Origin of the sequence: Nocardia brasiliensis IFM 10847 (assembly GCF_000710915.1) — a bacterium.
In the GTDB taxonomy this organism is placed as follows: Bacteria; Actinomycetota; Actinomycetes; order Mycobacteriales; family Mycobacteriaceae; genus Nocardia; species Nocardia brasiliensis_A.
Map to the genome: position 1 here is coordinate 20,320 of NZ_BAUA01000209.1, position 26,395 is coordinate 46,714.

The window sequence follows — 26,395 nt, forward strand, 5'->3', positions numbered from 1 at the left end:
GCATGGAGTTCTGGGCGATGGTGGCGCATGAATCGGATAGCGGGATCGTTCTCACCAAGCAGGAGGTGGGGGAGGAATTCCTCGGGCCTGGCGATGTGACGATCAAGGTGCACTACTCCAGTGCGAACTTCAAGGACGGGCTGGCCATCACGCCCGGCGGCGGGGTGGTCCGCAAGTACCCGATCATTCCGGGCATCGATCTCACCGGCGAGGTGGTCTCCTCCGAAGACGATGCCTTCACGCCCGGCGACCTGGTGGTGGCGCACGGCTACGAGATCGGCGTCTCGCAGCACGGCGGGTTCGCCGAATACGCGCGGGTGCCCGCCGAGTGGGTGGTGAAGCTCGACGGCCTGAGCCCGCGTGACGCGGCCGCGCTCGGCACCGCCGGTTTCACCGCGGCGCTCAGCGTGCAGGCGCTGCTCGACCGCGGGCTCACCGTGGAGGACGGCCCGGTGCTGGTCACCGGCGCGACCGGCGGCGTCGGCAGCGTCGCCATCGATATCCTGTCCGGCCTCGGCTACGAGATCGTGGCGTCCACCGGCAAGACCGACGCCGGCGATCTGCTCAGCGAACTCGGCGCCAACGAGGTGATCGGCAGGCTGCCCGAGGACCCCGACGCCAAGCCGCGTCCGCTGGGCAAGGCGCGCTGGGCGGCGGCGGTGGACAGCGTCGGCGGCAAGTCGCTCGCGCACGTCCTGAGCACCGTCAGCTACGGCGGAGCCGTCGCGGCCAGCGGCTTGACCGGCGGCGCCGAACTGCCGACCACGGTGCTGCCGTTCATCCTGCGCGGTGTCGCCCTGCTCGGCATCGACTCGGTCAACCTGCCGATCGAGAAGCGCCGTGCCCTCTGGACCCGCCTCGGCAACGAGTTCCGCCCGCAACACCTTTCGGCCCTGACCCAGGTCGCCCCGATCACCGAGGCCGCCAAGGTCCTGCACAGCATCCAGAGCGGATCGCACACGGGCCGCACGGTATTCGGCGTACTCGGCGAATTCTGACCCTTCTCCTTCCGTTACGAACCATGTGCACAACGTTCGCAGCTGCGAACGTTGTGCGCTATGCTCGTCCGGGACGGAAGGAGACGGCATGCCCGCCGAGCAGCATCAGGTCGGATCGGTGTGGACGCGGCCGCGTAAGGGTCGCGAACAACCAGCTCTGACCAGGGAGCACATCGTGACCGAGGCGGTCGTGCTGCTCGATGCCGAGGGCATGGAGGCGCTCACCATGCGCCAGCTCGGTGCGCGGCTCAACGCCGGTGCGACCTCCCTGTACCGGCATGTCGCGAATCGGGACGAGCTGATCGAGCTGGTGGTCGACGAGGTCTACGGCGAGATCCGGCTGCCCACCGCCGGCGATCCCACGGCCTGGCGCGCGGCGGCGACCCAGTGCGCCGACGAGTTGCGCGCGATGATCCTGCGGCATCCGTGGATCGCCTCGACTCTGGGGCAGGTCGGCCTCTATTATCTGGGCCCGAACGTGATGCGGATGAACGCGCGGATGGCCGAGGTGTTCGCCGCGGGCGGCTTCGCGACCGAGGAGGTCTCCGACGCGATCGGCACCCTGCTCGGCTACATCATCGGCGTCGGCATCACCGAGGCCGCGTGGCTCTCGTTGCTGGCCCGCAGCGGCCAGACCGAGCCGGAACTGCTCGCGAGCCTGCGACCCGCCGCCGAACGGGCGGCCGACGAGTTCCCGCAATTGCGGGCGACGACCCCCGACGCGGAGTGGAACACCGATCCCGCGCAGATCCGGGACAAGCGTTTCGCCTACGGGCTTGACCGGGTACTCGACGGGCTGGACACCCAGCGCAATCGCTAGTGAGCTCAGTGCCAGGTGTGATCGGTGATCGGGGTGCGCGGCCCGAATTTGGGCCGGTGCGCCTGGCCGCTGATCTCCAGCAGCCGGACCGCCCGATAGCGGTGCGGCCGTAGCGGTTCCAGGTATTCGACCATGGTGTCGTCGTCGATCGGATGGCCGAGCAGCGTCCAGCCCACCACGGCCGCGAGGTGGAAATCGCCGACCGACAACGCGTCCGCGTCGCCGAATGCCCGCTGGGCGATCTCGGCGGCGGTCCACACCCCGATACCGGTGATGGTCCGTACCCTGCGTGCCGCCTCTACCGGGTCGACGTCGGCCGCACGTTCCAGCGAACTCGCCACCCGGGCCGCGCGCACGATGGTCTGCGCGCGCTGCGGGCCGACGTTGGCCCGGTGAAAAGCCCAGGACGGCACGTGCCGCCAGGTCTGCGCGTCCGGCGCCACCCGCATGCCCTCCGGCGCCGGCCCCGGCGCGGGATCGCCGAACTGCCGCACCAGCTTTCGCCACGAGGCGCGTGCCGCGACGGTGTGCACCTTCTGCTCCAGCACCGCCGGTACCAGCGCCTCGAACACCAACCCGGTGCGCAGCATGCGCAAACCGGGGAATCGGCGATGGGCCTCGACCAGCTTGGGATGATCCGGCGCGAAGCCGTCCAGGTCCTCGTCCAGGCAGAGCATGTGCGCGAGCCCGTCCAGGAATTCTTCGGCCCCGGAGCCCCAGGCCTGCGCCCGCACCGCGCACGGGCCCGACTGGGTCAGCCGGTAGGTCACCGGTCCGGACGTCATGCGGGAGGCGTGCCAGTGCGCGCCGTCCGGGGTCGTGCGATGGCACGGGTCGCCGGCGCCGCGGCGCAGCGGGGCGATGGTGCTGGCCAGGTCGATCGGACGGTCGGAGCTGACGGTCCTGGTCCGGCCGGTGGGACCGGTTCCCGGCTCGACCGTCGCGCTGTGCATCGGACCATTCTGCCCGACCGTCCGAACCGGTCGTATTCAGCTCCCACCGCAGCTCGGCAAATCGTGCGCGCACAACACTATTCGGCACTTCTGCTATGCCGACAAAGCATCACCGCAGCGTACCGGTATTTTGTAACGCGAAGAATAGGGGTCGCGATATTCGAGCGATCGGCAAACACCTGGCAGAGTTGTTCGCTCTGGTCGGTTCGCGCCGAGTATCGTCCCCGGTCGCTGTATGGAGGTATCGCATGATCACCAACCTGCTCAACTGGTTGCTCAACGCCTGGGGTGGCGTTTCCGCAGGCAGCTCGGGTTACCAGATCCCGCCGGGCACCCTGCCTTTCGGCAGCTGATCGGGGTGGTGCGCGCGTCGTGTTCGCACCCGACGCGGGCTTGAAAATCTCACTCCTGCACCAGGAACTGCGCCAAATGGCGGGCGGGGCGGCCGGCCAGCTGGGCCGCCTGGGTACGGCAGGAGAAGCCGTCGGCGAGGAACACCGCCTCCCCCGCTGCGGTCCGCAGGGTGGGCAGGAGGCCGTTCTCGGCTACCGCGACCGAAATGTCGTAATGGCCGCGTTGCATTCCGAAGTTTCCGGCCAGACCGCAACAGCCGGTGATTTCGGTCACGGTAATTCCCATTTTGGTTAACAGTCGGCGATCGGCGTCGAAGCCGAGCACCGCGTGCTGGTGACAATGCGGCTGCACCACCACCGAATGGTCCGGTCGGTGCGGTGGGCGCCAGTCCGGTTGATCGGTCAGAAATTCGGCGAGTGTGCGCACCGCCCGTGCCGTCGGCGCGGCGCGCGGATCGTCCGGCAGCAGTTCGGGCAGGTCGGAGCGTAGGACGGCAGTGCACGAGGGTTCCAGGCCGAGCACGATGCCGCCGCCGCGAACGTGCTCGTCCAGCGCGTCCAGCGTGGCGCGCAACCGCGCCCGCGCACCGTCCAGTTGCCCGGTGCTGATCCAGGTGAGCCCGCAGCACACCCGCCGTGCGGGAATGCGCACCCGATAGCCGAGCGAGTGCACCAATCGCGCTGCGGCCATGGCTATCTCGGGGTCGAAAGCGTCGGTGAAGGTATCCACCCAGAGCATCACCTCGGGCCGTTCCGCCGCCGCGTCGGCGGTATCGGGATGTGCTCGGCCGGGCGCGGGCAGCACGCCGCCGAGGTCGCGCCACCGCCGCCGGAAGCTGCGGTCCGCCAGCCGGGGTACCGGCCTGCGCGGATCGATCCCCGCCGCGCGCAACCCGATTCGCCGCAGGGGGCCGATCTCGGCGAGCGTGTTGGCGGCCCGCGGCACCTTTGTCGCCAGCGACAACCACCGCGGCAGCCACCCGAGGGAATAGTGATCGATCGGCCGCGGCCTGCGCCGGTAGCGGCGATACAGCGCCTCGGATTTGTAGGTGGCGACGTCGACCCCGGCCGGGCAGTCCGAGGCGCAGGCCTTGCAGGACAGGCACAGATCCAGGGACTCGGCCACTGCGTCGGACGACCACGTCAGCGCGCCACGGGCCACCTCCTGCAGCACCCGCGACCGGCCGCGGGTGCTGTCCTTCTCGTCCCGGGTGGCCAGATACGACGGGCACATGAAACCGCCGCTCGCGCGGGTGTCCGCGCGACACTTCCCGACGCCGACGCAACGGTGCACCGCGGTACTCAGATCGCCGTTGTCGTGCGGGAACGCGAAACCGCCCGCGGCGGGCAGCACCGGCAGCCCAGCTACCCGTAGATCGGCGTCGAGCGGTCGCGGCGTCACCAGCACACCCGGGTTGAGTACGTTGTCCGGATCGAAAAGCGCCTTGTACCCGGCGAATACGTCGAGCACCGGCCGGGAGTACATGAGCGCGAGCAACTCCGAGCGCGCGCGTCCGTCGCCGTGTTCTCCGGACAGCGAGCCGCCGTGGCGCACCACCAATTCGGCGGCGTCGAAGAGGAAGCGCCGGAAACGTTGCGGGGCCTCGACGATCGGAAGGTCGAGCCGCACATGAATGCAACCGTCGCCGATGTGGCCGTACAGCAACCCGTCCACCCCGTGGGCCCGCGTCAACTCGGCGAAATCCCGCAGATAGGAGCCCAGGCGTTCCGGCGGCACCGCCGCGTCCTCCCAGCCGGGCCAAGCCGGATGTCCGTCCGGGGTGCGACCGGCCAACCCCGCCCCGTCCGCGCGGATGTGCCAAAGCGACGCGGCCGCAACCGGATCCGTGACGATGCGCGCGTCCACCGCCGCGACCGAGCGGCAGAGCTGGTCGGCCGCGGCCATGGCCTCGTCCCGGCTCTGGCCCGCGGTCTCCACGAACAACCACCCGCCGCCGCGGGGTAGTTCGGGCACGGTGCCGCGGTGGGCGCGGACCGCGTCGACCAGCCGGGCATCGATGCCCTCGACGGCGGTCGGTTCGCACGCCAGCACGGCGGCGACATCGTCTGCGGCAGTAGCGATGTCGGGGTAACCGAGCACCGTCAACACGGTCGCCCGCGGTAGCGCGACCAGCTCGACCGTGGCGTCGAGCAGCAGGCCGCAGGTGCCCTCCGACCCGACGAACGCCTTCGCGACCGACGAACCCCGTTCGGGCAGTAGGTGTTCGAGTCCGTACCCGGACGCCTGCCGGTCGAAGCGACCCAGGTCGGTGCGCAGTACCGCGAGGTTCGCCCCGGTGAACTCGGCCAGTCCCGGCAGCACGGACAACTCGTGCGCGAGCCGCCGCTCAGCGCCGGTGCCGTCGAGAATTCGCAGTTCCCGCACCGTATCCGAGGTGCGTCCCCAGGCCACCGCGCGCGGGCCGCAGGCGTTGTTGCCGATCATCCCACCGAGGGTGCACCGGTTCTGCGTGGACGGGTCGGGTCCGAACCGCAGCCCGTATTGCTTTGCCGCGCCCTGTAATTGCGCCAGCACCACGCCGGGCTGCACCCGGGCGGTGCGGGCTTGCGGATCCAGTTCGATGATCTGGCGCATGTGCCTGCTGAAATCCAGCACCAGCCCGGGGCCGATCGCATTGCCCGCCACCGACGTGCCGCCGCCGCGCGCGGTCACCGGCAGGCCTTCGTCGCGGGCGAACGCCAGCGTGGTCCGCACGTCCTCGTCGCCGCGCGGGAAGATCACGGCCCGCGGCGGCACTCGGTAGTTCGACGCGTCCGACGAATACTCCGCCCGTCGCCGCTCGGACGTGTCGACCTCACCCGTGAGTCGCCCCCGCAACGCCGCCAGCACCCGGTCCTCGGTCACCCCGCCAGCCTAGGGCCTGTTTCATGAGTCACGGCGGCGCCTTCGGGGTCCAGCTCGCCGCCTGGCCGCGTTGTCGTCGTCGCCGATACAACCCCGGTATCGGCTCCTCCTCCGCCTTGCCAGGCGACGAGCTGGACCCCGAACGCATCCACCGTGACTCATGAAACAGGCCCTGCGCGCGGCCCGGCCACCGGCGCTCGCCGCGGGGAAGCCGCAGCATTGCGGTTTCGCTGTGCGCAGAAGAAGTGCCCGCGGGATGGGCTTGTGCTCAACCTTTGTTGAGGTCTTAGTGTCGGTGCCGAGGGCTTGAATGGGCGGGGAGTGAAAGGACTCAACAGTGAGTATCGAATCGGTGGCGTGGAGCCAGATGTACCGGCGGGCCAACGCGCCGGAGGAACAGCGGCCGTTCCGTCTGGCGACCGCGCGCCGCATTCTCCGGTTCGCCGCCCCGCACCGGCGGCGGATCGGCGCGTTCCTGCTGTTCAGCGTGCTCGCCGCGCTGCTCGGCGTGGCGACGCCGGTGCTGGCCGGGCGGGTGGTCAACGACATCGTCGGCGGGGCCGCGCCGCGCGTCGTGATCACCCTGGCCGTCGTGATCGGACTGATCGCCGTGGTCGATGCCGTGCTCGGCGTGCTGATCCGATGGTTGTCCTCGCGCATCGGCGAGGGCTTGATCCTGGACCTGCGGACCGCGGTGTTCGACCACGTGCAGCGGATGCCGGTCGCGTTCTTCACCCGGACCAGGACCGGCGCGCTGGTCAGTCGGTTGAACAACGACGTCATCGGCGCGCAGCGCGCGTTCAGCGACACGCTGTCCGGGGTCATCACGAACCTGGTGACCTTGGCGCTCACCCTCGCGGTGATGGTGCGGATCTCGTGGCAGATCACCCTGCTGGCCCTGGTCCTGCTGCCGGTCTTCGTGGTGCCCGCACGCCGGATGGGCAACCGGCTGGCCGGCCTGCAACGCGAGGCGGCGGGACTCAACGCGGCCATGAGCACCCAGATGACCGAGCGGTTCTCCGCGCCGGGCGCGACCCTGGTGAAGCTGTTCGGTCGGCCGCGGCAGGAGTCCGAGGAGTTCGAGCTGCGCGCCCGCCGAGTCCGCGATATCGGCATCCGGACCGCGATGTTGCAGACCGTGTTCGTCACCTCGCTGACCCTGGTGTCGGCGCTCGCGCTCGCGCTGGTCTACGGCCTCGGCGGGTGGTACGCGTTGCGCGGCCAGCTCGACGCGGGTGCGGTCGTCTCGCTGTCGCTGCTGCTCACCCGCCTCTACACCCCGCTGACCGCGCTGGCCAGCGCCCGGATGGAGATCATGGCCGCGCTCGTGAGCTTCGAGCGGGTGTTCGAGGTGCTGGATCTGAAACCGCTCATCGAGGACGCGCCCGATGCGGTCGCGGTGCCAGAAGGGCCGGTCGCGGTCGAACTGGACGATGTCACCTTCGGCTACCCCGCCGCCGACAAGGTCTCGCTCGCTTCGCTGGAAGACGTGGCGACGCTGGACACCCGCGGCGGGGTCGACGTGCTGCACAACGTCTCGCTGCGCGCCGAGCCCGGCCAGCTCGTCGCGCTGGTCGGCTCGTCGGGCGCGGGCAAATCCACGGTCGCGCAGCTGGTTTCGCGACTGTACGACGTGGACAGCGGCGCGGTGCGGCTCAACGGCACCGACGTCCGGGACCTGAGCACCACCTCCCTGCGCGACACGGTGGGCCTGGTGACCCAGGACGGGCACCTGTTCCACACCACGATCCGCGCGAACCTGGCGCTGGCCCGCCCCGAGGCGACCACGGAGGAACTCTGGGATGCCTTGCAGCGCGCTCGGTTACGCGACCTGGTCGAATCGCTGCCCGACGGGCTCGACACCGTGGTCGGCGAGCGGGGTTACCGCCTCTCCGGCGGCGAACGACAGCGCCTGACCATCGCCCGCCTGCTGTTGAAGCAGCCGCGCGTCGTCATCCTGGACGAGGCGACCGCCTCGCTCGACTCCACCTCCGAAGCCGCGGTGCAGGAGGCGCTCTCGGAGGCACTGGCGGGCCGGACCGCGCTGGTCATCGCGCACCGGTTGTCCACCATCCGCGCCGCCGATCAGATCCTGGTGCTGGAGGACGGCCGAATCATCGAGCGCGGCAACCACGCCGAGCTGCTGGCCGCCGAGGGACGGTACGCCGAGCTGTACCGGACCCAGTTCGCCGACGAACCGGCGACGGCCGCGGCCTGACGGGTTCGGCCCCGATGCCTGAGGGGTCATCGGGGCCGAATGCCGTCGGTGTTATTTCGCCGCCGCGCTGTCGGCGGAGCAGTCCACGTCGGTGTCGGGCAGGGCACCTTCGGCGAAGTAGGTGTTGATCGCGTCGTTCACACAACTGCTCAGGTCCGGCCGAAATGTCAGGTGGATTCGCACGTCTCGCAGCGTGACCAACTTCGACGCGCTCACCTGCTGGTGCAGCCGCAGCGCGTGCTGGTACGGCGTGCGCGGGTCCCCGGTCGACTGCACGATCAGCGCGGGCACCGCATTGCGCACCACCGTCGGCGCCTCCACCGGCCCCGGCCAGAACGCGCACGGTTGGATATTGCCCGCCATCGCACCGAAAACCGGCTGGGTGGCGCGGGTTTCCTCGATCGTGCGCCAGTACCAGCCCGGGTCCCGCGGCACACCCGCGTCACCGCAGGCGATCTGGGCCAGCGTCGAATTCTCACCGTCGCGCAGCGCGGTCAGGATCGCGGCGAGCCGGGGCGTGCGGGCCTCGGCCGGTGCGCCGCCCGCCGCGTCGGCGATCTCCCGGATGGTCTGGGCCAGTGCGTCGTTCAACCGGAAGTTCATCAGCATCCCGTGCAGCACGAACGGCAGCCAGTGGTCGTCGATGGCGAAATCACCGATGACGATCGGCTGCCGTGCGGCCGTGCGGATCAGCTGCTCGACTGTCGCCCGCACCTGCTGCGGCGTACCACCGAACCGGTAGGTCTCGTCTTTCGTCGCGGCCCAGGCGGCCCAGTCGTCCAGCGCGCTCTCGTCCGCCGGCCCCCAATCCTGCACCAGTCCCGCCCAATACCGGTCCGGGTCGATGGCGCTGTCCAGCACGATCCGCCCGCTGCGGTCCGGGAACAGTTGCGTGAACACCGCGCCCAGGTAGGTGCCGTAGGACGTGCCGTAGTAGTCGAGCGTCGGTTCGCCGAGGACACCGCGCACAACGTCCATGTCCCGAGCTGTGTTGCGGGTGGTGAACTGCCGCATCATCTCCGGGTCGTGCACCAGGCAGCCGGCGGCCATGCCCGCCGACTGCACCGTGTCGTGCACGAAGCCGGACAGATCCAGACCCGCCGACCGAACCATCTCACCGACCGGCCAGCCGCAGCGCTTGCTGCGCCCGGATGCGCCGACGCCGCGTGGATCCATCCCGATCAGATCGTGAGTGGCCAGCACGTCCGAGGACAGCACGTCGCCGAGCAGATCGATGCTGTCCAGCCCTTCGGCGCCGGGCCCGCCCGGGTTCGCCAGCAGAATCCCCTGCCGCCGGGTGGGTTCGGTCGCCTTGACCCGGGAGATCGCCACCGTCATGGTGCGGCCGTCGAGCCTGCCGTAGTCCAGCGGCACCAGCACGTCCGCGCACTCGCCGCCTGCTTTGTCCAGATTGTCGATGCCGCAAGGTTTCCAGGCGAGCTGCTGGCGATAGAACCGCTCCATGCCGCCGGGCGCCGGGTCCGCGCCGGGCGCGGCGCTGCCGTACCCGGCTACCGGTGCCGTGGCCAGCAGCGACACCGTCAAGACCGCCAACGAACGCCGGAACAGTCGCACCACCACCAGAGTTCGCCTCTCCCGCACACACCTCATCGCGCAGGCAACGGTAACGGATCGGCGCGGGTACGGCTCAGGTCGCGCAGGCGCTCAGCAGGGCAGTGCGCGTTCGTCCAGGACGCAGCGGCCCTCCTCGACCAGCGTGGTCCGGGCTCGCCGTCGCACTCGGCAGCGGTCCACGGTGCAGTCGAGGTGCAATTGCATTGCCGCGTGGGCTTGTTCGACGGTCATGATGCCGGGGTCGGCGCCGCAGGCCAGCATCGCCGCCACATGCATGTTCAGATTGGTGAGCTGCATCAGGCGACTCCCGCCGGCTGGGCCGTGGCTCGCCACCGATGTCGAGAAGGAACCGGATGCTCGGTTTCCCAGGATGATTGCCGCACCGCCATCCCGACCGCCTCCAGCGCGGTGAGCCCGACCTCGTCGGCGAGATCACCGACCACGTCCAGCAGCGCCGGCACCACTTCGGCAACCCGCAGCGCGGCCACGGCCTGTGCACACGTCAACGTGCGGCCCGGTAGGTAGGACACCACCCAGCTGCCGTCTCCGACGCTGCGTGCTCGGTGCGTAGTGAGATCGCTGGTCATCAAGGACGACGCAATGACATGTACAGCCATGACTCCTCGTTCCTGCGGGCGACTCCTGGTGAGTGCTCGGACAACGCCGGGCATACTTCCAGCACACCATTGCCGGGGAGGTGAAACAACGCCCGCGATGGATATCCAAAAATTTCGCGCGAATTCCCAGCACGAAAACCAGCCGGGAGGGCAGGATTCTCCATAGTGGACGAAAGAGCCCGCTGCCCAAGCGAAGTGACGGGGAACCGAGCTTGCTGGTTGCCCCCGCCTGCCCGCGGGTGAGCAGCCGAACACAGAACGGAGCGTGCTGTGTCAGCGAGTTCGGCAAGAGCGTCAACGAGTTCGGAGCGAGTGTCCGGAAATCACGACAGACCGTCCGGTACCGAGAGCGCTTCCTCTACCCTACCGCGCCGGCAGCTGGGTCGGTACCTACGCGATTGGCGCACCCAGGCGGGCCTCACCATCGCCGAGGCCTCGCGGCTGATGGAGTGGGGCGCAAGCACTTTGCAGCGGTTGGAGAAGGGGCAGGCCGATCGTATCCGCACCATCGACATCCAAGAGCTGTGCCGCATCTACGGTATTCCGGACGAACTGGCCGACGGTCTCAAGGGCCTGGCCCAGCAGGCCGCGGTCAAGAGCTGGTGGCATGCCTACGGTGACCTGATCCCCGAAAACTTCGATGTCTACGTGGGTTTGGAGGCATCGGCCCAGCAACTCAGTTCCTACCAATCGGAACTGGTACTGGGTCTGCTGCAAACCGCGGACTACGCAAAGGCTCTGCATCGCCTCGGCTATCCCGGCGATTCCGAGGCGGAACTGGAACGCCGGGTGCAATTGCGGTTACAGCGGCAGGCCCTGATCTCCCGGCGGGCCTCCCCCGCGACCGTTGCCGTGGTGTTGCACGAGTCGGTTTTGCGCCGCGTGGTCGGTGGCGCCAAAGTGATGGCGGCGCAGCTACGACATCTTGCGGATTTGAGTACCAACGACAATGTTGCTGTGCGTATCCTGCCGTTCGCGGCCGGCATTCCGCTCGGAGATTCCACGGGGCCTTTCACCGTGCTCGAGTTCGGCACAGATAGCAAGGGACATCCAGTAGAGCCCCCAGTTGTGTATGTAGAAGGCTTCACCGGGGATCTCTACCTCGAAAGACCGGTCGACGTGCAGCGGTACCATCGGGCACACGCGTGCCTCCAGCGCGCCGCGCTGGATATTCAAACCAGTAGACATCTGCTCCGGCAGGTAGCGAAGGAGTTTGCGGCATGAGTATCGATCTGGCTGGGGCGCAGTGGTTTACGAGCACCCGCAGTGGTAGCAAGGATTGTGTCGAGGTGGCCTTCCTCGACGGCGGACAGGTCGGCGTGCGCGACAGCAAGAATCCCGGCGGCCCGGCCCTGGTTTTCACCCCCACGGAATGGGACATATTCACCTCCGGTGTGGCCGGCGGCGAATTCACCCGCGCCTGAGCGCGTGGCGCTGAGCAAGGAGTTCGACTCGTGAGTGTCAACAGTGGTGCGAATGTCGACCTGTCCGGCGCGACCTGGCGCACGGCGGGCGAAACGGCGGGTAACGACAGCGTCGAGGTGGCGCTGCTGGCAGCGGGGCACGTCGCCCTGCGGGACGGCAAGAATCCGGACGGACCCGTGCTGGTCTTCACACCCGCCGAGTGGGCGGCATTCACCGCGGGCGTGCAGGACGGCGAGTTCGACCGGCCCCAATAGCCACCACAGGACAGCCCGGCCGCGGCGGACGCGGGCCGGGCTCGTCGGCGCGCCGTAGTCGAGCGTTTCGCTTGGATAACATTTGGGTAGCCCATCCTTTATGGACCGTGGGTTGAAAAACTCCCACTCCCCGTACAAGAAATTGCGTCCGGGCGATTGGGTGGAATGGCTGATCGTCGCGTTGCTGTTCGCGGTGACATCGATCGGCGTCTTCCTCCTCACCGGTTCACTGGTGCAGGCGTTGCTGGTCGGCGCGCTGGTGTGGGTGGTGGCCCTCGGCGTGGTCGCGATCTTGTAATAGGGCGGGCCCGGAAACAGCAGTGCGCACCGGCCGAGAATGCCTCGGCCGGTGCGCATCCGGGGTTTTCAGCGGCGGAACAGCTTGTTGCCCAACCACACCAGCGGATCGTATTTCCGGTCGGCCACGCGCTCTTTCATCGGGATCAACGCATTGTCGGTGATCTTGATATGTTCCGGGCAGACCTCGGTACAGCATTTGGTGATATTGCAGAGGCCGAGGCCCTGCTCGTCCTGCGCCAGGTTGCGCCGGTCGCCGACGTCGAGCGGATGCATCTCCAGCTCGGCGATCCGCATCAGGAACCGCGGACCGGCGAACGACTTCTTGTTCTCCTCGTGGTCACGCACCACGTGGCAGGTGTTCTGGCACAGGAAGCATTCGATGCACTTGCGGAACTCCTGCGAGCGTTCGACGTCCACCTGCTTCATCCGGTAGTCGCCCGGTTTCAGATCCGCGGGTGGGGTGAACGATGGAATCTCGCGCGCCTTCTGGTAATTGAAGGAGACGTCGGTGACCAGATCCTTGATCACCGGGAAGGTGCGCATCGGGGTCACTGTGATGACCTCGGCCTCGGTGAAGGTGGACATCCGGGTCATGCACAGCAGTCGTGGTCGCCCATTCACCTCGGCCGAGCACGATCCGCACTTGCCCGCCTTGCAGTTCCAGCGCACGGCCAGATCGGGGGCCTGCGTGGCCTGCAGCCGGTGGATGATGTCGAGCACCACCTCGCCCTCGTTCACCGCCACGGTGAAGTCGTGCAGTTCGCCGCCCTCGAGATCGCCGCGCCACACGCGGAATTTGGCGTCGTAACCCATCGCTACGCCTCTCGCTCTGTCGAATTCCCGGCTGTCGCCGGGTGCCCGGCGAGTTCGGCCGGGGTGTAGTACTTTTCGAGCTCGCCGAGATCGAAAAGGGCGAGCAGCTCCGGCCGCATCGGAACCTGGTCCTTCGGCGTCACTGTGACGTCGGGGATGGCCTGGCCCGCCGTGCTCTGATCCACCGCACAGACCAGCAGCTTGTTCCGCCAGTCGGCATCCATCGAGGGATGGTCGTCGCGGGTGTGCCCGCCGCGGCTCTCGGTGCGCAGCAGCGCCGCCTTCGCCACGCACTCGCTGACCAGCAGCATGTTCTCCAGGTCGAGCGCGAGGTGCCAGCCCGGGTTGAACTGGCGGTGCCCCTCGACGGTGACCTGCTTGAACCGGGCACGCAGCTCGTCGAGCTTGGTGAGCGCCTCGCGCACCTCGTGTTCCTTACGGATGATCCCGACCAGGTCGTTCATCGTCTGCTGCAGATCGGTGTGCAGGGTGTACGGGTTCTCGCCCGCGCCCTCGGCCGGCGGATCGAACGGTGCCAGAGCCACTTTCGCCGCCGCGCTGATATCGGCATCCGAGACCGTGGGACGGTCGGTGAGCCGCTCGACGTACGCGGCCGCGCCCAGGCCGGCCCGGCGGCCGAACACCAGCAGATCCGACAGCGAGTTGCCGCCCAGCCGGTTGGAGCCGTGCATGCCGCCGGAACACTCACCGGCCGCGAACAAGCCGGGCACCGTCGCGGCGCCGGTATCGGGATCGACCTCGACGCCGCCCATCACGTAGTGACAGGTCGGGCCGACCTCCATCGGCTCCTTCGTGATGTCCACGTCGGCGAGCTCTTTGAACTGGTGGTGCATGGAGGGCAGTCGCCGCACGATCTCCTCGGCGGGCATCCGTGAGGCGATATCGAGGAACACGCCGCCGTGCGGGGTACCGCGCCCGGCCTTGACCTCCTCGTTGATCGCCCGCGCGACCTCGTCGCGGGGCAGCAGGTCGGGCGTGCGGCGCGCGGAATCGTTGTCGCGCAACCACTGATCGGCTTCTTCCTCGGTCTCGGCGTACTGCCCCTTGAAGACCGGCGGGATGTAGTCGAACATGAACCGCTTGCCTTCGGTGTTCTTGAGCACTCCGCCGTCACCGCGCACACCCTCGGTGACCAGGATGCCCTTGACGCTCGGCGGCCAGACCATGCCGGTCGGGTGGAACTGCAGGAACTCCATGTTGATCAGCGTCGCCCCGGCGCGCAGCGCGAGCGCGTGACCGTCGCCGGTGTACTCCCACGAATTCGAGGTCACCTTGTACGACTTGCCGATGCCGCCGGTCGCCAAAACCACTGCGGGCGTTTCGAACAGGATGAAGCGGCCGGATTCGCGCCAGTAGCCGAACGCGCCCGAGATGCGGTCGCCGTCCTTGAGGAGTTCGGTGATCGTGCACTCGGAGAAGACCTTGATCCGCGCCTCGTAGTCGCCGGTCGCCGCGAAGTCCTCCTGCTGCAGCGAGACGATCTTCTGCTGCATGGTGCGGATGATCTCCAGACCGGTCCGGTCGCCCACGTGCGCCAGCCGCGGGTAGGTGTGGCCACCGAAGTTGCGCTGACTGATCCGGCCGTCGGCGGTCCGATCGAACAGCGCCCCATAGGTTTCCAGCTCCCACACCCGGTCGGGCGCCTCCTGGGCATGCAATTCGGCCATGCGCCAGTTGTTGAGGAACTTGCCGCCGCGCATCGTGTCCTTGAAATGGGTCTGCCAGTTGTCCTTCTCGTTGGCATTACCCATCGACGCGGCGCAGCCGCCTTCGGCCATCACGGTGTGCGCCTTGCCGAACAAGGATTTGCACACCACCGCGACGGAATGGCCGTGTTCTCTGGCCTCGATCACCGCGCGCAATCCGGCGCCACCGGCTCCGATCACGACGACGTCGTACTTGTGCCGTTCCACTTCTGGCATGGCCGCGAATACTCCTGGGGTTGAGGCGGATCAGTTGATGAACCGCAAGTCCGAAATCGTCTTGCTGGCCACCAACATGACGTAGAAGTCGGTCAGCACGAGGGTGCCGAGCGTGGTCCAGGCCAGCGCCATGTGCCGGGTGTTCAATTTGGAGACCTGGGTCCAGAACCAATAGCGCACCGGATGTGCGGAGAAGTTCTTGAGCCGACCGCCCGCGATATGCCGGCAGGAATGGCAGGACAGGGTGTAAGCCCACAGCAGGATCACGTTGACCCACAGCACGATATTGCCGAGGCCGAAACCGAAACCGCCGTCCTTGCCGTGGAACGCGACTGCCGCGTCATAGGTGTTGATCACCGAAACGAGCAGCGCCACATAGAAGAAGTAGCGGTGCGCGTTCTGGATGATCAGCGGCAACCGGGTCTCGCCGGTGTACTTGGCGTGCGGCTCGGCGACCGCGCAGGCGGGCGGGGAGAACCACACGGCCCGGTAGTAGGCCTTGCGGTAGTAATAGCAGGTCAAACGGAAGCCGAGCAGGAACGGCAGCACGACGAAGCCGAGCGGCAGGATCGCGGGCAGGTCGCCGAACGGCGTGCCGAAGTGACTGGACCCCTCGACGCACGAGGTGCTCAGGCACGGGGAATAGAACGGCGTCAGGTAGTGGTAGTCCGGTACCCAATATGCCGTTCGCACATAGGATCTGATCGTCGCGTAGATGACGAACGCGCCGAGCCCGAGCACCGTGATCAACGGCGGTACCCACCATCGATCGGTACGCAGCGTGCGCTCGGAGATTCGGGCCCTGGTCTTGCTGAAGACGCCGGTCCCCGTCTCCGGGGTGGCGGTCGGTGCGGCACTCACAGGTGGATGCCTCGCTCTGCTGTGCGGGGGGATCGATTCCCTCTGCAATCGAATGTGATGCCCAGCACCATACGACACCCCTGCTATCGCGCGAGCGGGGTCCCGGCATTCCGGACCCGCCGGGATGCCCGTGATTTGCGCCACATTCCATGTCGCTTCAACAGACAGCGCGGAGCGGTGAACGGACCGCAAACACTTCGAACTCGATTAAAACGGAACAGGATTCGAGCAAGCTCGCCCGGAACAAAACCGTGGGTTGAAATCACGACGCGCCGATCGTCACACGGCGGCAACAAATCTGTGGTCACCTTTCCCCGAGATGTACCCGCTGACGTGCACCGATGGGCACGGCAGCGGCCGCGTCCACCCGACCGGCGGCGCCGGTGGGTGCGGGCGCGGCCGGGGGAAGGAGAGCCAGGTGAGAAGAGCCGCGATCGTCGCGCCGGTCCGCACGCCGAGTGGGATCGAAGGAGGCGCACTGTCGGGGATGCCGCCGGGATGGCTGGCCTCGACCGTACTCGCCGCAGTGCTCGAACGTTCCGGGATCGACCCGGCCCGGGTCGAAGACGTCGCGCTGGCCTGCGTCGACGGCGGGCTACCCGCCGGGCCCGAACTGAGCAGAGCCGCCGCGCGGGGCGCGGGTCTGCCGTTCGCGGTGCCCGGCTTTCTCACCGATCGGCGCTGCGGCAGCGGCCTGCAGGCCGTGCTCACGGCGGCGATGATGGTGCAGACCGGCGCCGCCGACGTAGTGGTGGCGGGCGGTGTGGAATGCGCCCCGGAGGTCAACGCTCGTCCCGGCGTGCCGGTCGCCGCCGCCGATCTGGCGAATGCCGAGAACCTGGCGCGCTACTACGGCATCAGGCGGGCCGACGCCGATGAGTTCGCGGTGGCCAGTCACCGTAAAGCGGCGCGCGCCTGGCGGCAGGGAAAGTTCTCCGCCGAGGTGATTCCGGTCGGGGTGACCGGCGAGCCGGGCCACGGTCTGCGCGGGCGCGATCGAGGCGGCGAAGACACTGGGGGACACCGGATCCTGCGCGATGAGGGGGTCGACGACGAGGTCTCCACCTACACCTTGGCGGCGCTGCGTCCGTTGCGATCGAACGGTGTGGTGACCACGGGCAACATGAGCGCACACCGGCGCGGCGCGGCCGCCTGCCTGGTGGTGGCCGAGGATCGGCTCGCGGATCTCGGCCTGACCCCGATGGCGTACCTGGTCGGCTGGGCCGCGGCCGGAAGTGATTCGGGCCCGGCGACTCTCGGTGCCGCACCGGCGGTGGCCAAGCTGCTCGGACGTACCGGGCTGCAGCTCGACGACCTCGATCTGGTCGAGGTGGACGAGGGGTTCGCGGTGCAGGTGCTGGCGTTGGCCCGGGCCTGGGATTTCGATCCGCGGGAACGGCTCAACGTGAACGGTTCGACCATCGCGCTCGGGCATCCGGTCGGCGCGACCGGCCTGCGCATCATGACCACGATGCTGCACGAACTCGCCCGGACCAACGGCAGTTACGGACTGGAGGCCATCGCGCTCGGCCGTGACCACGGCATCGCGGCGCTGTTCGAATCAGCCGGGTCCACCCCGGTGCCGGACGTCCCCCGCGGCGCCCGGTTCCACGGTGCGCGGCCGAATCGTCGCTTCGGCCGGCACCGGGCCTGAGCACACAGCACATCGCGGGCCCACCGGCACGGAACGGGCCCGCGAAGTACCTGCCAGGACCTACTTGGTGCGTGGCCGGGAGTGGAAGCCCAGGCCCTCGTCCTGTGCGCCCATCCAGGCGGCCTCGTCGGATTTGCTGTCCGGGACGTAGATGGTGTCCTGCGGACGGCGCTTCACCTCCGGCGGCGGAGCCTGCTCGATCTCGTCGGCGTCGATGACGAGCCGTTCGAGGTCGTTCTCCAACCGGCGCACCATGTTCGCGTCGCCATAGTGCGTCCGCAGTGCGCCGATGGATTGCCGGAGCTGGCCGACCGCATAGCGGAGTTCCGCGATTTCGCTGCGTGTCATCGATACCTCCTGTGTTCCTGGCGGCACATGCGAACTCGGTGGGTAGCGGTTCGTTCCATGGTCTGCCAGGAAACGCGCGTCACCAAGCCGTGTGACTCACCACACAACGTGATCTCTAACACAGTACAGAAGGAATCGGTTTCTGGCTCGTCGAGCAGCGATCTTCGGTAGTTCGCCCAAAAGTTGCCCGTGACCGGCCGTCGGCGCTGGTGCGAAAGACCGACGGCCGGTGCGTCAGCCGGCGACCGCGTACTCCGGGCCCGGCCCGCGCAGGGTGCCGACGACCTGATCGACCAGTCCGGCGAGGGACAGCGCCACCTCCTCGGCGCGTTCGAAGATCACGCTGTGCCCCGCGCCCTCCAGCGGCACCAGTTGCGACCCCGCCAGTTGCGACGCGAGCACCACCGAGTGCGCGAACGGCACCACGATGTCCGCGGTGCCCGCGAGCACCAGCGCGGGGATGCTGCCGAGCCGGTGCAGGGTCGCCGTCTCGTCGAAGGTCATCAGCGAGGCGAGGAAGCTCGACATGGTCAGCAGCGGGGTCTCGTTCAGCATGGCGGTCGCGACCGCGACCATGCGCGGATTGACCCGCCTGGTACCGGAATTCGCCGCGCGCATGATCGGCTCGAAGATCCGGCGCGACATCCGCTTGGAGCCCTGCATCACGCGGGGCGCGCGCACCACCGCCACCTGCAGCGAGCGCACCGCGCGTCGCTTCAGGAAGCGGCCGAGGCCGACCTCGGTGAGGCCGTTGGCGGCGCCGGCGATCAAACCGACGCCGACGATGCGGGTGCCGATCGTCTCCGGGAAGAGCCGGGCATAGGCCAGTACCACCATCGCGCCCATCGAATGACCGACCAGCACGACCGGCCCGGTCGGTGCGACCGTGCGCAGCACGGTGTCGAGGTCGTGCCCGAGTTGGTCGATGGTGTAGGTCGAGGGGTGGGCCTCGCCGGATTCGCCGTGCCCGCGATGGTCGTAGAACACCATCCTGGTGTCGGCGTCGGCCCAGCGGCGCAACAGATGATCGCGCAGGAACGACCACGATTCGGTGCGTAAACAGTGCCCGTGCGCGAACACCACGGTCACCGTCGCGGTATCGCCGCCGAACACGCGGACCGACAGCGGGACGCCGTCTGTAGCCGTCACCGTGACACGGTGACCGTCGTAGTCGGCAGCGCAGCGCGAAATAGTCATGGACATGACGACCTCCTGTGGAGGGTGCATCCAAGCGGATCGTTCTTGCCCGGTTGTCGATAGATATTTCCGCCCCGTTACCCCCACATACCAGGCGTTACGCACAAGTTGTCCAACCGAAGCCGACACGTACCCCCACCCCCTACCGCTCCCCCGAACCGCAGACTCTACGAATTTATAGCCATGCAACTAGATTGCGATAGATAGTCCTGTGGACCTCGCTCAGCGAGTCTTGGGGGTATCAAGACGATTTCCTAGAGAGGCCTAGATTTCGCCATCGTGCGCAGGCCGTCACGATCAGGCGAATCTATCTCTATCTAGCGTTTTGCTGATAGTCGCGAATATTTGCCGGTTCGGGGCATGGCGGGGTCGCGCTCCGGGTGGGGGCGCGACGGTGCCGGTTGGGTCAGGGGGTTGGTTTGCGGGTGGAGGGGAGGAAGGGGCGCAGGAGGTTTTGTTCGGTGGAGGGGCCTACCTGCCATTCGGCGATCCAGGGGCCGGTGCCTTCGCTGGGGTCGAAGACGCCTTCCTCGAGCCAGGTGTAGCGGCCGTCGAGGACGCCGCGGGTGAGGGTGCGGTCTTCGGCGTCGGTGTTGTCCCAGAGTGCGTCGAACAGTTCGCGCACGCGGACGCGGGATTGTTTGGCGAAGACGTCGGCGAGTTCTTCGGCGGCCGCGGCCTCGGGGGCATTCGCGGTGCGCAGCGCGTGCGCGCGCACGCAGGCCGCCGAGATGGCGAACAGTTCGGCCGCGATATCGACGATGCGGCCGAGGAAGTTCTGCTTGTACTCCAGACCCGCCTGCCAGCGGCCCATGGCGTACATCAGCGACCGCGCCTGCTTGCGCGAGCTGCGCTCGACGAACCGCAAATGCTTTGCCAGCACCCCGAATTCGGAGAACGTGGCCGGTGTGGTGCCCGCGCCGACCGCCAGCTGCGGGAACCACTTCGCATAGAAGCCCGCCGCGCCCACGGCGGCTTTGGCCTTGTCCTTGAACTCTGCCTTGCGGTCGACCAGCGCACCGGCCGCGGTCATGTGCGCGTCGGCCATTTCCCGGGCGATCAGCAGCCGCATGATCTCGCTGGAACCCTCGAAGATGCGGTTGATGCGCAGATCCCGGACGAGCTGTTCCGCGCCGACCGCGCGCTCGCCGCGGGCCGCGAGCGAGGCCGCCGTCTCGTAGCCGCGGCCACCACGGATCTGCACCAGCTCGTCGGCGATGGTGCAGCTCATCTCGCTGGCCCACAGTTTGGCCAGAGCCGCCTCGATCCGGATGTCGTTGCGCGCCTCGTCGCACATGGCGGCGGAGAGGTCCAGGGCGGCTTCCAGCGCGTAAGTCGTTGCGGCGATGAAGGATATCTTCTGCCCGACGGCTTCGTGCTCGCCGACCGGCCGCCCCCATTGCACCCGTGCGGCGCTCCATTCCCTGGCGATCTTCAGCGACCATTTGGCGGACGCGGTGCACAGCGCGGGGATGGCGAGCCGGCCCGCGTTGAGGGTGGTGAGCGCGATCTTCAGGCCGTCGCCCTCACGGCCGATCAGGTTGGCTTTGGGCACCCGAACGTCGTGCATCCGGGTGACACCGTTTTCGATGCCGCGCAGACCCATGAACGCGTTGCGCCGCTCTACCGTGATGCCCGGCGAGTCGGCTTCGACGACGAACGCGGAGATGCCGCCGCGGTGCCCTTCGCTCTTGGGCACCCGCGCCATCACCACGAGCAGTTCGGCGACAACGCCATTGGTGGTCCACAGCTTGACCCCGTTGAGCAGGTACGCCTCGCCGTCGTCGGTCGGGACGGCCGAACTCGCCATCCGGGCCGGGTCGGAGCCGACGTCGGGCTCGGTGAGCAGGAACGCGCTCACCGCGCCCGCGGCGCAGCGGGGCAGGAACTCGGCCTTCTGTTCCGCGGTGCCCGCGAGCTTGAGCGGTTCGGGCACCCCGATCGACTGGTGCGCCGAGAGCAGCACGCCGAGGCTGGGGTGCGCGGAGCCGACGAGCATCAACGCGCGGTTGTACCCGAACTGGGAAAGTCCTTGACCACCATGGGATTCCGGAATCTTGAGCCCGAAGCAGCCGAGTTCGGCCAGACCTTTGACGTATTCGTCCGGAATCCGGCCCTCGGTTTCGATCACCCGTCCGTCGATGGATTCGCAGAACGGCCGCAACCGGGCCAGGTAGGCCTCGGTGCGCGCGGTGTCCTCCGCGCTGGGCCGTGGGTAGGGGTGGATCAGATCCAGCCGGAACCGTCCGAGAAACATCTCCTTGGCGAACGATGGTTTGGCCCAAGTGGTTTCGCGGGATTCCTCGACCAGTGCGCGGGCCTGTTCTTCGGTGGCGTCGACTTTCGCGGCAGTCGCCATGATGTCCTCCTCGGACGTGATCAGGATCACATTCGAGTGTAAGAACTTTAGTTACCGGCCGGTAGGGCTTCGGGTCGATTGGTTTCTAGGGATCTCTAATGATCTTGATAGACAGCCCGATTCGACGCTCGCGCCGATCTCAGACGCTACGGAGGTAGCGGCCGAAATGCGGGACCGTGAAGCCGATGGTGCCGCGCTCGGCCGAATAGATCAGCCCCTTCTTGATCAGCCCGTCCCGGGCCGGCGAGAGCGAGGCCGGTTTGCGACCGAGTTCGCTGGCCACCGCCGCGGTGGCGACCGGACCGTCGTCGCCGGCCAGATCGGCCATGGCGCGCATGTACTCCCGTTCGGCGGGTGTCGCCCGTTCGTAGCGGGAACCGAAGAAGCCGACCGCTAATTCCTCTTCCGCGCTCGGCGCGGCCACGTCCACGTCCTCGGCGGTGATCGGGCTCTCCGGCGCCTGGTCCCAGGCCGCCTTGCCGTAGGCCTGCACGAAGTACGGATATCCGTCGGCTCGCTGGTATAGCGCGTCCAGGGCGTCGTCGGTGAACTTCACCTCTTCGCGCTGCGCGGGCGCGATCAACGCCAGATCGGCGGCCGCGCGGTCGAGCCGGTCGATGCGGTGATAGCTGAACAGGCGCTCGGAGTAGCTCTTCGAGGCCGACAGCACCGCGGGCAGGTGCGGCAGGCCGGCGCCGACCACGATGAGCGGCGCCGCGTCCTGGCTCAATTCGTGGCAGGCGCCGCAGATCGCGGAGATGTCGGCCGGGCCGAGATCCTGCATCTCATCGATGAAAATCGCGATCCCGACACCGATTTCGCCGGCCAGTGCCGCGGCCTCGACCAGCAGCTCGACCAGGTCGATCTCGATGTCACCGGAATCGGCGCGACCGGTGACCGCGGGCACGTCGATGCCGGGTTGCCATCGTTCCCGCATGCCCTTGTCCGCGGTGGCGCGCAGCGCGAACGCCTTGAGGATGCCGAGGAAGTCGTCGACCCGTTCCGGATTGCGGTGCGCCATCGCGATCGCGCGCACCGCCATGTGCAGCGCGGAGGACAGCGGGCGGCGCAGTTCCTGGTCCGGCCGGGCCTCGATCTTGCCGGTGCCCCAGCCGCGGGAGATGGCGGCGGAGCGAAGTTGGTTGAGCAGCACCGTCTTTCCGACGCCGCGCAGCCCCGTGAGCATCACGCTGCGTTCCGGACGGCCCCGCGCGACGCGCTCCAGCACGATGTCGAAAGCGGTGAGTTGCTTGTCGCGCCCGGCCAATTCGGGTGGGCGCTGTCCGGCTCCGGGAGCATACGGATTCCGCACGGGGTCCATACCAGCACACCGTAGCTCGTCCGGTCCGGAAAATCTGCCGATATCTACGGCGTGTCCTAGATGCGGCTAGCGACGGGTATTGCACGATTGCTCTTGTACTGCGGAAGTCACTACGCTGAGGGCGATTCCAGCGAGTATCGGAGGGGCATGTCCGACGAACCCACCCCGACCACCGCCGAGGTGGTCGAGTCCTGGAACGTACCGCAGGGCGCCACCGTGGCGCGGCGCATCCGGTCCAACATCCTGGTCGCGATAGAACGCGGCTATGACGATCCCCAGCTGGTGGCCGATCTCGCGGTGGGACCGCTGGTGATGGCGCTCGGCCAGCTCGAGGTCGGCTTGGCCGACGCGCAGCGCCGGATCGTCGAGCTGGAGCAGGCGCTCGGCGGCGACGGCACCCGTCGCGCCGGTCGCGAATTCTGAGGTCTCCCTGTCCGATTCGTCCCGTCGTGCGCCGTTCCGTGACATCCGCGCACGGCACGATATCGTGTCGTGACCCGCTGGGCGTGTCGGGATTTCGGGCGATCGTCCAGGCACTTTCAGTTCGGCTTAAAACATGCTGGTCTGTGCGCTGGACAACACCGCGTCGGCATCGTAATCTCTTCGTGACTTAGTGGAGTCCTGTCGTTTCGAAAGAGAAGCGGCGCCACGGAGTTACCGCCTTATCGGCTGTCGGGGCCATCTACCCGGCTGTCGTGCCGGGATCACCCGAGAGTGTTGGCGACGGTGATGCCTTGCGGCCATTTTCTGGTCAGCTGCCCGGTCGGCGGGAGAGCACGAAGATCGGAGACGTAGCTCGGTGGGTAAACACAGCTTGCAGCGGGATTCTCGCTTGCCGAATTCCGTCAAGGGTGCCGTCGTGATGGGCGCGCTGGCCGCGACGACCGGGGCCATGCCCGCGATCCCGGCGATGGCCGCGACCATCAACATTCCCGGCGTCGGCAACTTCGATGTTCCTGTTCCGCAGGAATACGAAGCGCCGGTCCAGCAACTCAATCAGCAGATCCAGCAGGCTGTCTCGGCGATGCCGAACGCGCAGGCCCCCGGCGCCCAGCAGCAGGTCGCCCCCGGCGTGCCGAACTTCGCGCCGAACATGCCCGGGATGTTCAACCCCGCGCCCAGCGCCAGCGATATCGCCCTGGACGCCGCCAAGACCAAGGTCGGCGCGATGTACTCCTGGGGTGCCGCGGGCCCGTCGAACTTCGACTGCTCGGGTCTGGTCCAGTGGGCCTACCGTCAGGCCGGCATCGAACTTCCCCGCACCAGCTTCGAGCAGTCGCACGTCGGCGCTCCGGTGGCCTTCCACAACCTGCAGCCCGGAGACATCGTCGTGACCAACGGCGGCGGCCATGTCGGCATCTACGCGGGCGACGGCAAGCTGCTGAACGCGGTGCAGTCCGGCGAGCCGGTGTCCTACACCCCGCTGCGCGCCGACCAGGTGGTCACCGCACGCCGTATCGTGTAAGCGTGCCCTCCGCCGATAACGGCATCCGTACCCACGGAACTACGAACACCGCGACGCAGGCCCGAGTCGATTCCTGGACTTGGGCCGTGCGTCTGTTCAAGACGAGATCCGCCGCCGCCGAAGCGTGCCGCGGCGGACACGTTCGCGTCAACGGCACCGCGGCCAAGCCGGCCCAGCCGGTCAAACCCGGCGACGAGGTGCACATCCGCAGCGGCGGCATCGAACGCATCGTGATCGTCGAGCGCATCGTCACCAAACGGGTCGGCGCTCCGATCGCCGCGCAATGCCTGATCGACCGCTCCCCGCCGCCGCCCTCGCGCGAACTCCTCGCCGCCATGCCGCGCCGCGATCGCGGCTCGGGCCGTCCCACCAAACGCGAGCGGCGCGAGACCGACCGCCTGCTCGGCCGCACCGACGACCTCGCCCCGCTCGACGACCTCGGTCGAGCCGACGACTGAGCACACCCCGCTGAACGCGCCGGGATCTCAACGCTCGTTTGTGCTGTCCGCCTTCGCCGCCCGGGCCGCGAGCCGGCTCGCCGCGACCGCGCCGCCGGCGATCGTGCAGAGCGCGCCGAGCATCAATGCCGCGGCCTCCCCGGCAACCAGCACGTGCAGCTCGGTGCCGACGGTGACGGCGGCGACCGGCACGCCGATCTGCGCGGCCGCGAGCGCGCCGTAACCGACCGGTTGCCCGGCCGCCCGCAGGGCCAGGTGGACCAGGAGCGCGCCGGCGCCGAGGGCCAGACCCAGGGCGATGAGTTGCGGATCCTCGCCGAAGTCCCGCAGATTGAGCCGGGCGCCGAGCCAGACGAAGAACAGCGGCGCGAGGAAGCCGTCGCTGATGGCGAAGAGCTGGCGCGCCACCCGCCGCGGTTCGCCGACCGCGGCCACGGCCAGCCCGGCCGCGAAACCTGCCAGCATGATCGACACCCGGGTCTGCGCGGCGACCGCGCACAGGGCGAACAGCACCGCGAGGCTGACGCGCAGCTCCAGGGCGAGTCCGCGTTCCTCGGAGATCCGGTGCACCCGCCGCCGCGCACCCGACTGCTCCACCCAGCGCAGGAGCGCGAAAAGTACGACGGCACAGGCGGATACCGCGAGCGCGCCGAGGGCGGCCCGCCCCGCGTGCCCCGGATCGATCGCCAGCGGCAGTGCGACCACACAGACGGTGTCAGCGATCGCGACCTGTGCGGTCAACGCGAGCACCGGCTTTCCACGCAGCCCGAGCGAGTCGATGATCGGCAGCACCAGAGCGGCGGAGGACGACGCGAGCAGCACGGCGTACATCGCGCCGTGCCCGGTGCCGAACCAGTGCGCGATACCGAAACCCGCCGGCACCGCGAGCAATCCGACGAGCACCGCCCGCAGCGCGCCGGCGCCGAGCGCGGCGCGCACCGTCGGATCGCGCACCGGCACGTGGGTGCCCGCGACGAACATGACCACGGCGAAACCCATGTCCGCCAGGAACGTGAAGATCGGATCCGCGCTGTGCAGCACGCCGAATCCGGTGGCGCCGAACATGATTCCCGCCACCACCTCGCCCAGCACCACCGGCAGGTGCCAGGCGCCGCGCAGCGCGAGCAGCGGGCCGCACAGGCCGAGCGCGAGCACCAGCGCGAGGGTGGAGAAGGTCACGGCAGGGCGGCGATCTTCGCGGGAATGGCGATATTCTCGTCGGCCCAGTGGATGGCGCACACTCGGTGGTAGCCGTCGGCGATCACCAACGGGGCGCCGGTGCGAAAGTCGCCGCGCACCAACAGGATCGGTGACAGCGACTTGCCATTGTTGATCTTGATCAGGTCCCGCCGCACATGCGCGTTCTCCGGCGGCAGCAGCTCCAGCCGGGCGGCGCGCAGAATATCCTTGGCCTTCTTGTACGACACGGGTGCGGCCCGCAGGTCGTCCACCACGGCGCGCACGATCTTCGGCCCGGCCAGCAACTCCAGGTAGTCGGCCGCGGCCGGATAGTCGTGCTCCTCGGGCTCGGCCTTCCATTGCACGGAAATCGTCTCGGTCGCCATGCCCTCATTTTGGCGGCCGCCGCCCCTGATCA

Annotated in this window: 25 protein-coding genes; 11 read left to right on the top strand and 14 right to left on the bottom strand. The window is 68.2% G+C overall.

Going from position 1 to position 26,395, the window contains the following annotated elements; all coding sequences use genetic code 11:
* The first annotated feature begins 2 nt into the window (after nt 1-2).
* Nucleotides 3-998: an oxidoreductase gene (locus NBRGI_RS41230; RefSeq protein WP_029903501.1), complete on the top strand. Its 996-nt coding sequence runs from the start codon at nt 3-5 to the stop codon at nt 996-998.
* A gap of 88 nt (nt 999-1,086) precedes the next feature.
* The gene (locus NBRGI_RS41235; protein ID WP_029903503.1) at nt 1,087-1,818 is read left to right on the top strand and encodes a TetR/AcrR family transcriptional regulator; all 732 of its coding nucleotides are present in this window, start codon (nt 1,087-1,089) and stop codon (nt 1,816-1,818) included.
* Between the two features lie 5 nt (nt 1,819-1,823).
* Here NBRGI_RS41235 and NBRGI_RS41240 read toward each other — a convergent pair whose 3' ends face one another.
* Complete coding sequence (locus tag NBRGI_RS41240) at nt 1,824-2,771, bottom strand: DNA-3-methyladenine glycosylase family protein (protein WP_029903505.1); 948 nt, start codon at nt 2,769-2,771, stop codon at nt 1,824-1,826.
* A 402-nt stretch (nt 2,772-3,173) separates the two neighbouring features.
* Nucleotides 3,174-5,990, bottom strand: a complete 2,817-nt coding sequence (locus NBRGI_RS41250; protein ID WP_029903508.1) for an FAD-binding and (Fe-S)-binding domain-containing protein — start codon at nt 5,988-5,990, stop codon at nt 3,174-3,176.
* Nucleotides 5,991-6,327: 337 nt separating this feature from the next.
* Between NBRGI_RS41250 and NBRGI_RS41255 the strand changes: the two genes are divergently transcribed.
* Complete coding sequence (locus NBRGI_RS41255; RefSeq protein ID WP_029903509.1) at nt 6,328-8,208, top strand: ABC transporter ATP-binding protein; 1,881 nt, start codon at nt 6,328-6,330, stop codon at nt 8,206-8,208.
* Nucleotides 8,209-8,259: 51 nt separating this feature from the next.
* Here NBRGI_RS41255 and NBRGI_RS41260 read toward each other — a convergent pair whose 3' ends face one another.
* The 3 genes from NBRGI_RS41260 to NBRGI_RS41270 form a co-directional block, all read right to left on the bottom strand.
* Nucleotides 8,260-9,789 (bottom strand): alpha/beta fold hydrolase, encoded by a 1,530-nt coding sequence (locus tag NBRGI_RS41260; RefSeq protein ID WP_200882295.1) that lies wholly within the window; start codon nt 9,787-9,789, stop codon nt 8,260-8,262.
* 84 nt (nt 9,790-9,873) lie between these two features.
* A complete protein-coding gene (locus tag NBRGI_RS41265; protein WP_014989146.1) occupies nt 9,874-10,080 on the bottom strand; it encodes a hypothetical protein in 207 nt (68 codons plus the stop codon).
* Nucleotides 10,080-10,400 carry a hypothetical protein gene (locus NBRGI_RS41270; RefSeq protein ID WP_029903511.1) on the bottom strand — a complete coding sequence of 107 codons (321 nt, stop codon included), beginning with the start codon at nt 10,398-10,400 and terminating at the stop codon, nt 10,080-10,082. The genes NBRGI_RS41265 and NBRGI_RS41270 overlap by 1 nt, the downstream gene beginning before the upstream one ends.
* Before the next feature lie 312 nt (nt 10,401-10,712).
* On the opposite strand from NBRGI_RS41270, the gene NBRGI_RS41275 reads away from it, so the two are divergent.
* From NBRGI_RS41275 to NBRGI_RS41290, 4 genes are all read left to right on the top strand, one after another.
* On the top strand, nt 10,713-11,624 hold the full coding sequence (locus tag NBRGI_RS41275) for a helix-turn-helix domain-containing protein (RefSeq protein ID WP_014989144.1): 912 nt from the start codon (nt 10,713-10,715) through the stop codon (nt 11,622-11,624).
* The gene (locus tag NBRGI_RS41280; protein WP_029903512.1) at nt 11,621-11,824 is read left to right on the top strand and encodes a DUF397 domain-containing protein; all 204 of its coding nucleotides are present in this window, start codon (nt 11,621-11,623) and stop codon (nt 11,822-11,824) included. Before NBRGI_RS41275 ends, NBRGI_RS41280 begins: the two co-directional genes overlap by 4 nt.
* A 30-nt stretch (nt 11,825-11,854) precedes the next feature.
* Nucleotides 11,855-12,079 (top strand): DUF397 domain-containing protein, encoded by a 225-nt coding sequence (locus tag NBRGI_RS41285; protein WP_029903513.1) that lies wholly within the window; start codon nt 11,855-11,857, stop codon nt 12,077-12,079.
* Between the two features lie 112 nt (nt 12,080-12,191).
* Nucleotides 12,192-12,377 carry a hypothetical protein gene (locus tag NBRGI_RS41290; protein ID WP_148311159.1) on the top strand — a complete coding sequence of 62 codons (186 nt, stop codon included), beginning with the start codon at nt 12,192-12,194 and terminating at the stop codon, nt 12,375-12,377.
* Between the two features lie 68 nt (nt 12,378-12,445).
* Here NBRGI_RS41290 and NBRGI_RS41295 read toward each other — a convergent pair whose 3' ends face one another.
* From NBRGI_RS41295 to NBRGI_RS41305, 3 genes are read right to left on the bottom strand one after another with little or no spacing between them, the layout of a single operon-like run.
* A complete protein-coding gene (locus tag NBRGI_RS41295) occupies nt 12,446-13,192 on the bottom strand; it encodes a succinate dehydrogenase/fumarate reductase iron-sulfur subunit (RefSeq protein WP_029903515.1) in 747 nt (248 codons plus the stop codon).
* Between the two features lie 2 nt (nt 13,193-13,194).
* Nucleotides 13,195-15,135, bottom strand: coding sequence for a fumarate reductase/succinate dehydrogenase flavoprotein subunit (locus NBRGI_RS41300; protein WP_029903516.1), 1,941 nt, complete (start codon nt 15,133-15,135; stop codon nt 13,195-13,197).
* 30 nt (nt 15,136-15,165) lie between these two features.
* A complete protein-coding gene (locus NBRGI_RS41305; protein WP_014989138.1) occupies nt 15,166-15,996 on the bottom strand; it encodes a hypothetical protein in 831 nt (276 codons plus the stop codon).
* Between the two features lie 418 nt (nt 15,997-16,414).
* Here NBRGI_RS41305 and NBRGI_RS41310 point away from each other — a divergent pair, with 418 nt between their 5' ends.
* The gene (locus NBRGI_RS41310; protein WP_081878464.1) at nt 16,415-17,650 is read left to right on the top strand and encodes an acetyl-CoA C-acyltransferase; all 1,236 of its coding nucleotides are present in this window, start codon (nt 16,415-16,417) and stop codon (nt 17,648-17,650) included.
* 60 nt (nt 17,651-17,710) lie between these two features.
* Here NBRGI_RS41310 and NBRGI_RS41315 read toward each other — a convergent pair whose 3' ends face one another.
* From NBRGI_RS41315 to NBRGI_RS41330, 4 genes are all read right to left on the bottom strand, one after another.
* Nucleotides 17,711-17,998 carry a hypothetical protein gene (locus NBRGI_RS41315; RefSeq protein ID WP_029903518.1) on the bottom strand — a complete coding sequence of 96 codons (288 nt, stop codon included), beginning with the start codon at nt 17,996-17,998 and terminating at the stop codon, nt 17,711-17,713.
* 234 nt (nt 17,999-18,232) lie between these two features.
* The gene (locus NBRGI_RS41320) at nt 18,233-19,195 is read right to left on the bottom strand and encodes an alpha/beta fold hydrolase (protein WP_029903520.1); all 963 of its coding nucleotides are present in this window, start codon (nt 19,193-19,195) and stop codon (nt 18,233-18,235) included.
* Nucleotides 19,196-19,601: 406 nt separating this feature from the next.
* Nucleotides 19,602-21,554 (bottom strand): acyl-CoA dehydrogenase family protein, encoded by a 1,953-nt coding sequence (locus NBRGI_RS41325; protein ID WP_029903521.1) that lies wholly within the window; start codon nt 21,552-21,554, stop codon nt 19,602-19,604.
* A gap of 139 nt (nt 21,555-21,693) precedes the next feature.
* Entirely contained in the window at nt 21,694-22,875 is a 1,182-nt protein-coding gene (locus NBRGI_RS41330) for an ATP-binding protein (RefSeq protein ID WP_029903523.1), read from the bottom strand.
* Nucleotides 22,876-23,022: 147 nt separating this feature from the next.
* Between NBRGI_RS41330 and NBRGI_RS41335 the strand changes: the two genes are divergently transcribed.
* From NBRGI_RS41335 to NBRGI_RS44760, 3 genes are all read left to right on the top strand, one after another.
* Nucleotides 23,023-23,298, top strand: coding sequence for a hypothetical protein (locus NBRGI_RS41335; protein WP_036562730.1), 276 nt, complete (start codon nt 23,023-23,025; stop codon nt 23,296-23,298).
* 439 nt (nt 23,299-23,737) lie between these two features.
* Entirely contained in the window at nt 23,738-24,340 is a 603-nt protein-coding gene (locus NBRGI_RS41340; RefSeq protein ID WP_051728433.1) for a C40 family peptidase, read from the top strand.
* 2 nt (nt 24,341-24,342) lie between these two features.
* The gene (locus NBRGI_RS44760; protein WP_268808477.1) at nt 24,343-24,798 is read left to right on the top strand and encodes an RNA-binding S4 domain-containing protein; all 456 of its coding nucleotides are present in this window, start codon (nt 24,343-24,345) and stop codon (nt 24,796-24,798) included.
* A gap of 27 nt (nt 24,799-24,825) precedes the next feature.
* On the opposite strand, the gene NBRGI_RS41350 is transcribed toward NBRGI_RS44760, so the two are convergent.
* Both NBRGI_RS41350 and NBRGI_RS41355 read right to left on the bottom strand, forming a co-directional pair.
* A complete protein-coding gene (locus NBRGI_RS41350; protein ID WP_029903531.1) occupies nt 24,826-25,977 on the bottom strand; it encodes a cation:proton antiporter in 1,152 nt (383 codons plus the stop codon).
* Nucleotides 25,974-26,363, bottom strand: coding sequence for a hypothetical protein (locus NBRGI_RS41355; RefSeq protein WP_029903534.1), 390 nt, complete (start codon nt 26,361-26,363; stop codon nt 25,974-25,976). Before NBRGI_RS41355 ends, NBRGI_RS41350 begins: the two co-directional genes overlap by 4 nt.
* Between the last annotated feature and the right edge of the window lie 32 nt (nt 26,364-26,395).

Bases quoted from the DNA above. Each gene is read 5' to 3' on its own strand.
- NBRGI_RS41230 (WP_029903501.1), top strand. From the start codon at position 3: ATGGAGTTCTGGGCGATGGTGGCGCATGAATCGGATAGCGGGATCGTT.
- NBRGI_RS41235 (WP_029903503.1), top strand. From the start codon at position 1,087: ATGCCCGCCGAGCAGCATCAGGTCGGATCGGTGTGGACGCGGCCGCGT.
- NBRGI_RS41240 (WP_029903505.1), bottom strand. From the start codon at position 2,771: ATGCACAGCGCGACGGTCGAGCCGGGAACCGGTCCCACCGGCCGGACC.
- NBRGI_RS41265 (WP_014989146.1), bottom strand. From the start codon at position 10,080: ATGCAGCTCACCAATCTGAACATGCATGTGGCGGCGATGCTGGCCTGC.
- NBRGI_RS41270 (WP_029903511.1), bottom strand. From the start codon at position 10,400: ATGGCTGTACATGTCATTGCGTCGTCCTTGATGACCAGCGATCTCACT.
- NBRGI_RS41280 (WP_029903512.1), top strand. From the start codon at position 11,621: ATGAGTATCGATCTGGCTGGGGCGCAGTGGTTTACGAGCACCCGCAGT.
- NBRGI_RS41295 (WP_029903515.1), bottom strand. From the start codon at position 13,192: ATGGGTTACGACGCCAAATTCCGCGTGTGGCGCGGCGATCTCGAGGGC.
- NBRGI_RS41300 (WP_029903516.1), bottom strand. From the start codon at position 15,135: ATGCCAGAAGTGGAACGGCACAAGTACGACGTCGTCGTGATCGGAGCC.
- NBRGI_RS41315 (WP_029903518.1), bottom strand. From the start codon at position 17,998: ATGACACGCAGCGAAATCGCGGAACTCCGCTATGCGGTCGGCCAGCTC.
- NBRGI_RS41320 (WP_029903520.1), bottom strand. From the start codon at position 19,195: ATGACTATTTCGCGCTGCGCTGCCGACTACGACGGTCACCGTGTCACG.
- NBRGI_RS41325 (WP_029903521.1), bottom strand. From the start codon at position 21,554: ATGGCGACTGCCGCGAAAGTCGACGCCACCGAAGAACAGGCCCGCGCA.
- NBRGI_RS41330 (WP_029903523.1), bottom strand. From the start codon at position 22,875: ATGGACCCCGTGCGGAATCCGTATGCTCCCGGAGCCGGACAGCGCCCA.
- NBRGI_RS41335 (WP_036562730.1), top strand. From the start codon at position 23,023: ATGTCCGACGAACCCACCCCGACCACCGCCGAGGTGGTCGAGTCCTGG.
- NBRGI_RS41340 (WP_051728433.1), top strand. From the start codon at position 23,738: ATGGGCGCGCTGGCCGCGACGACCGGGGCCATGCCCGCGATCCCGGCG.
- NBRGI_RS41355 (WP_029903534.1), bottom strand. From the start codon at position 26,363: ATGGCGACCGAGACGATTTCCGTGCAATGGAAGGCCGAGCCCGAGGAG.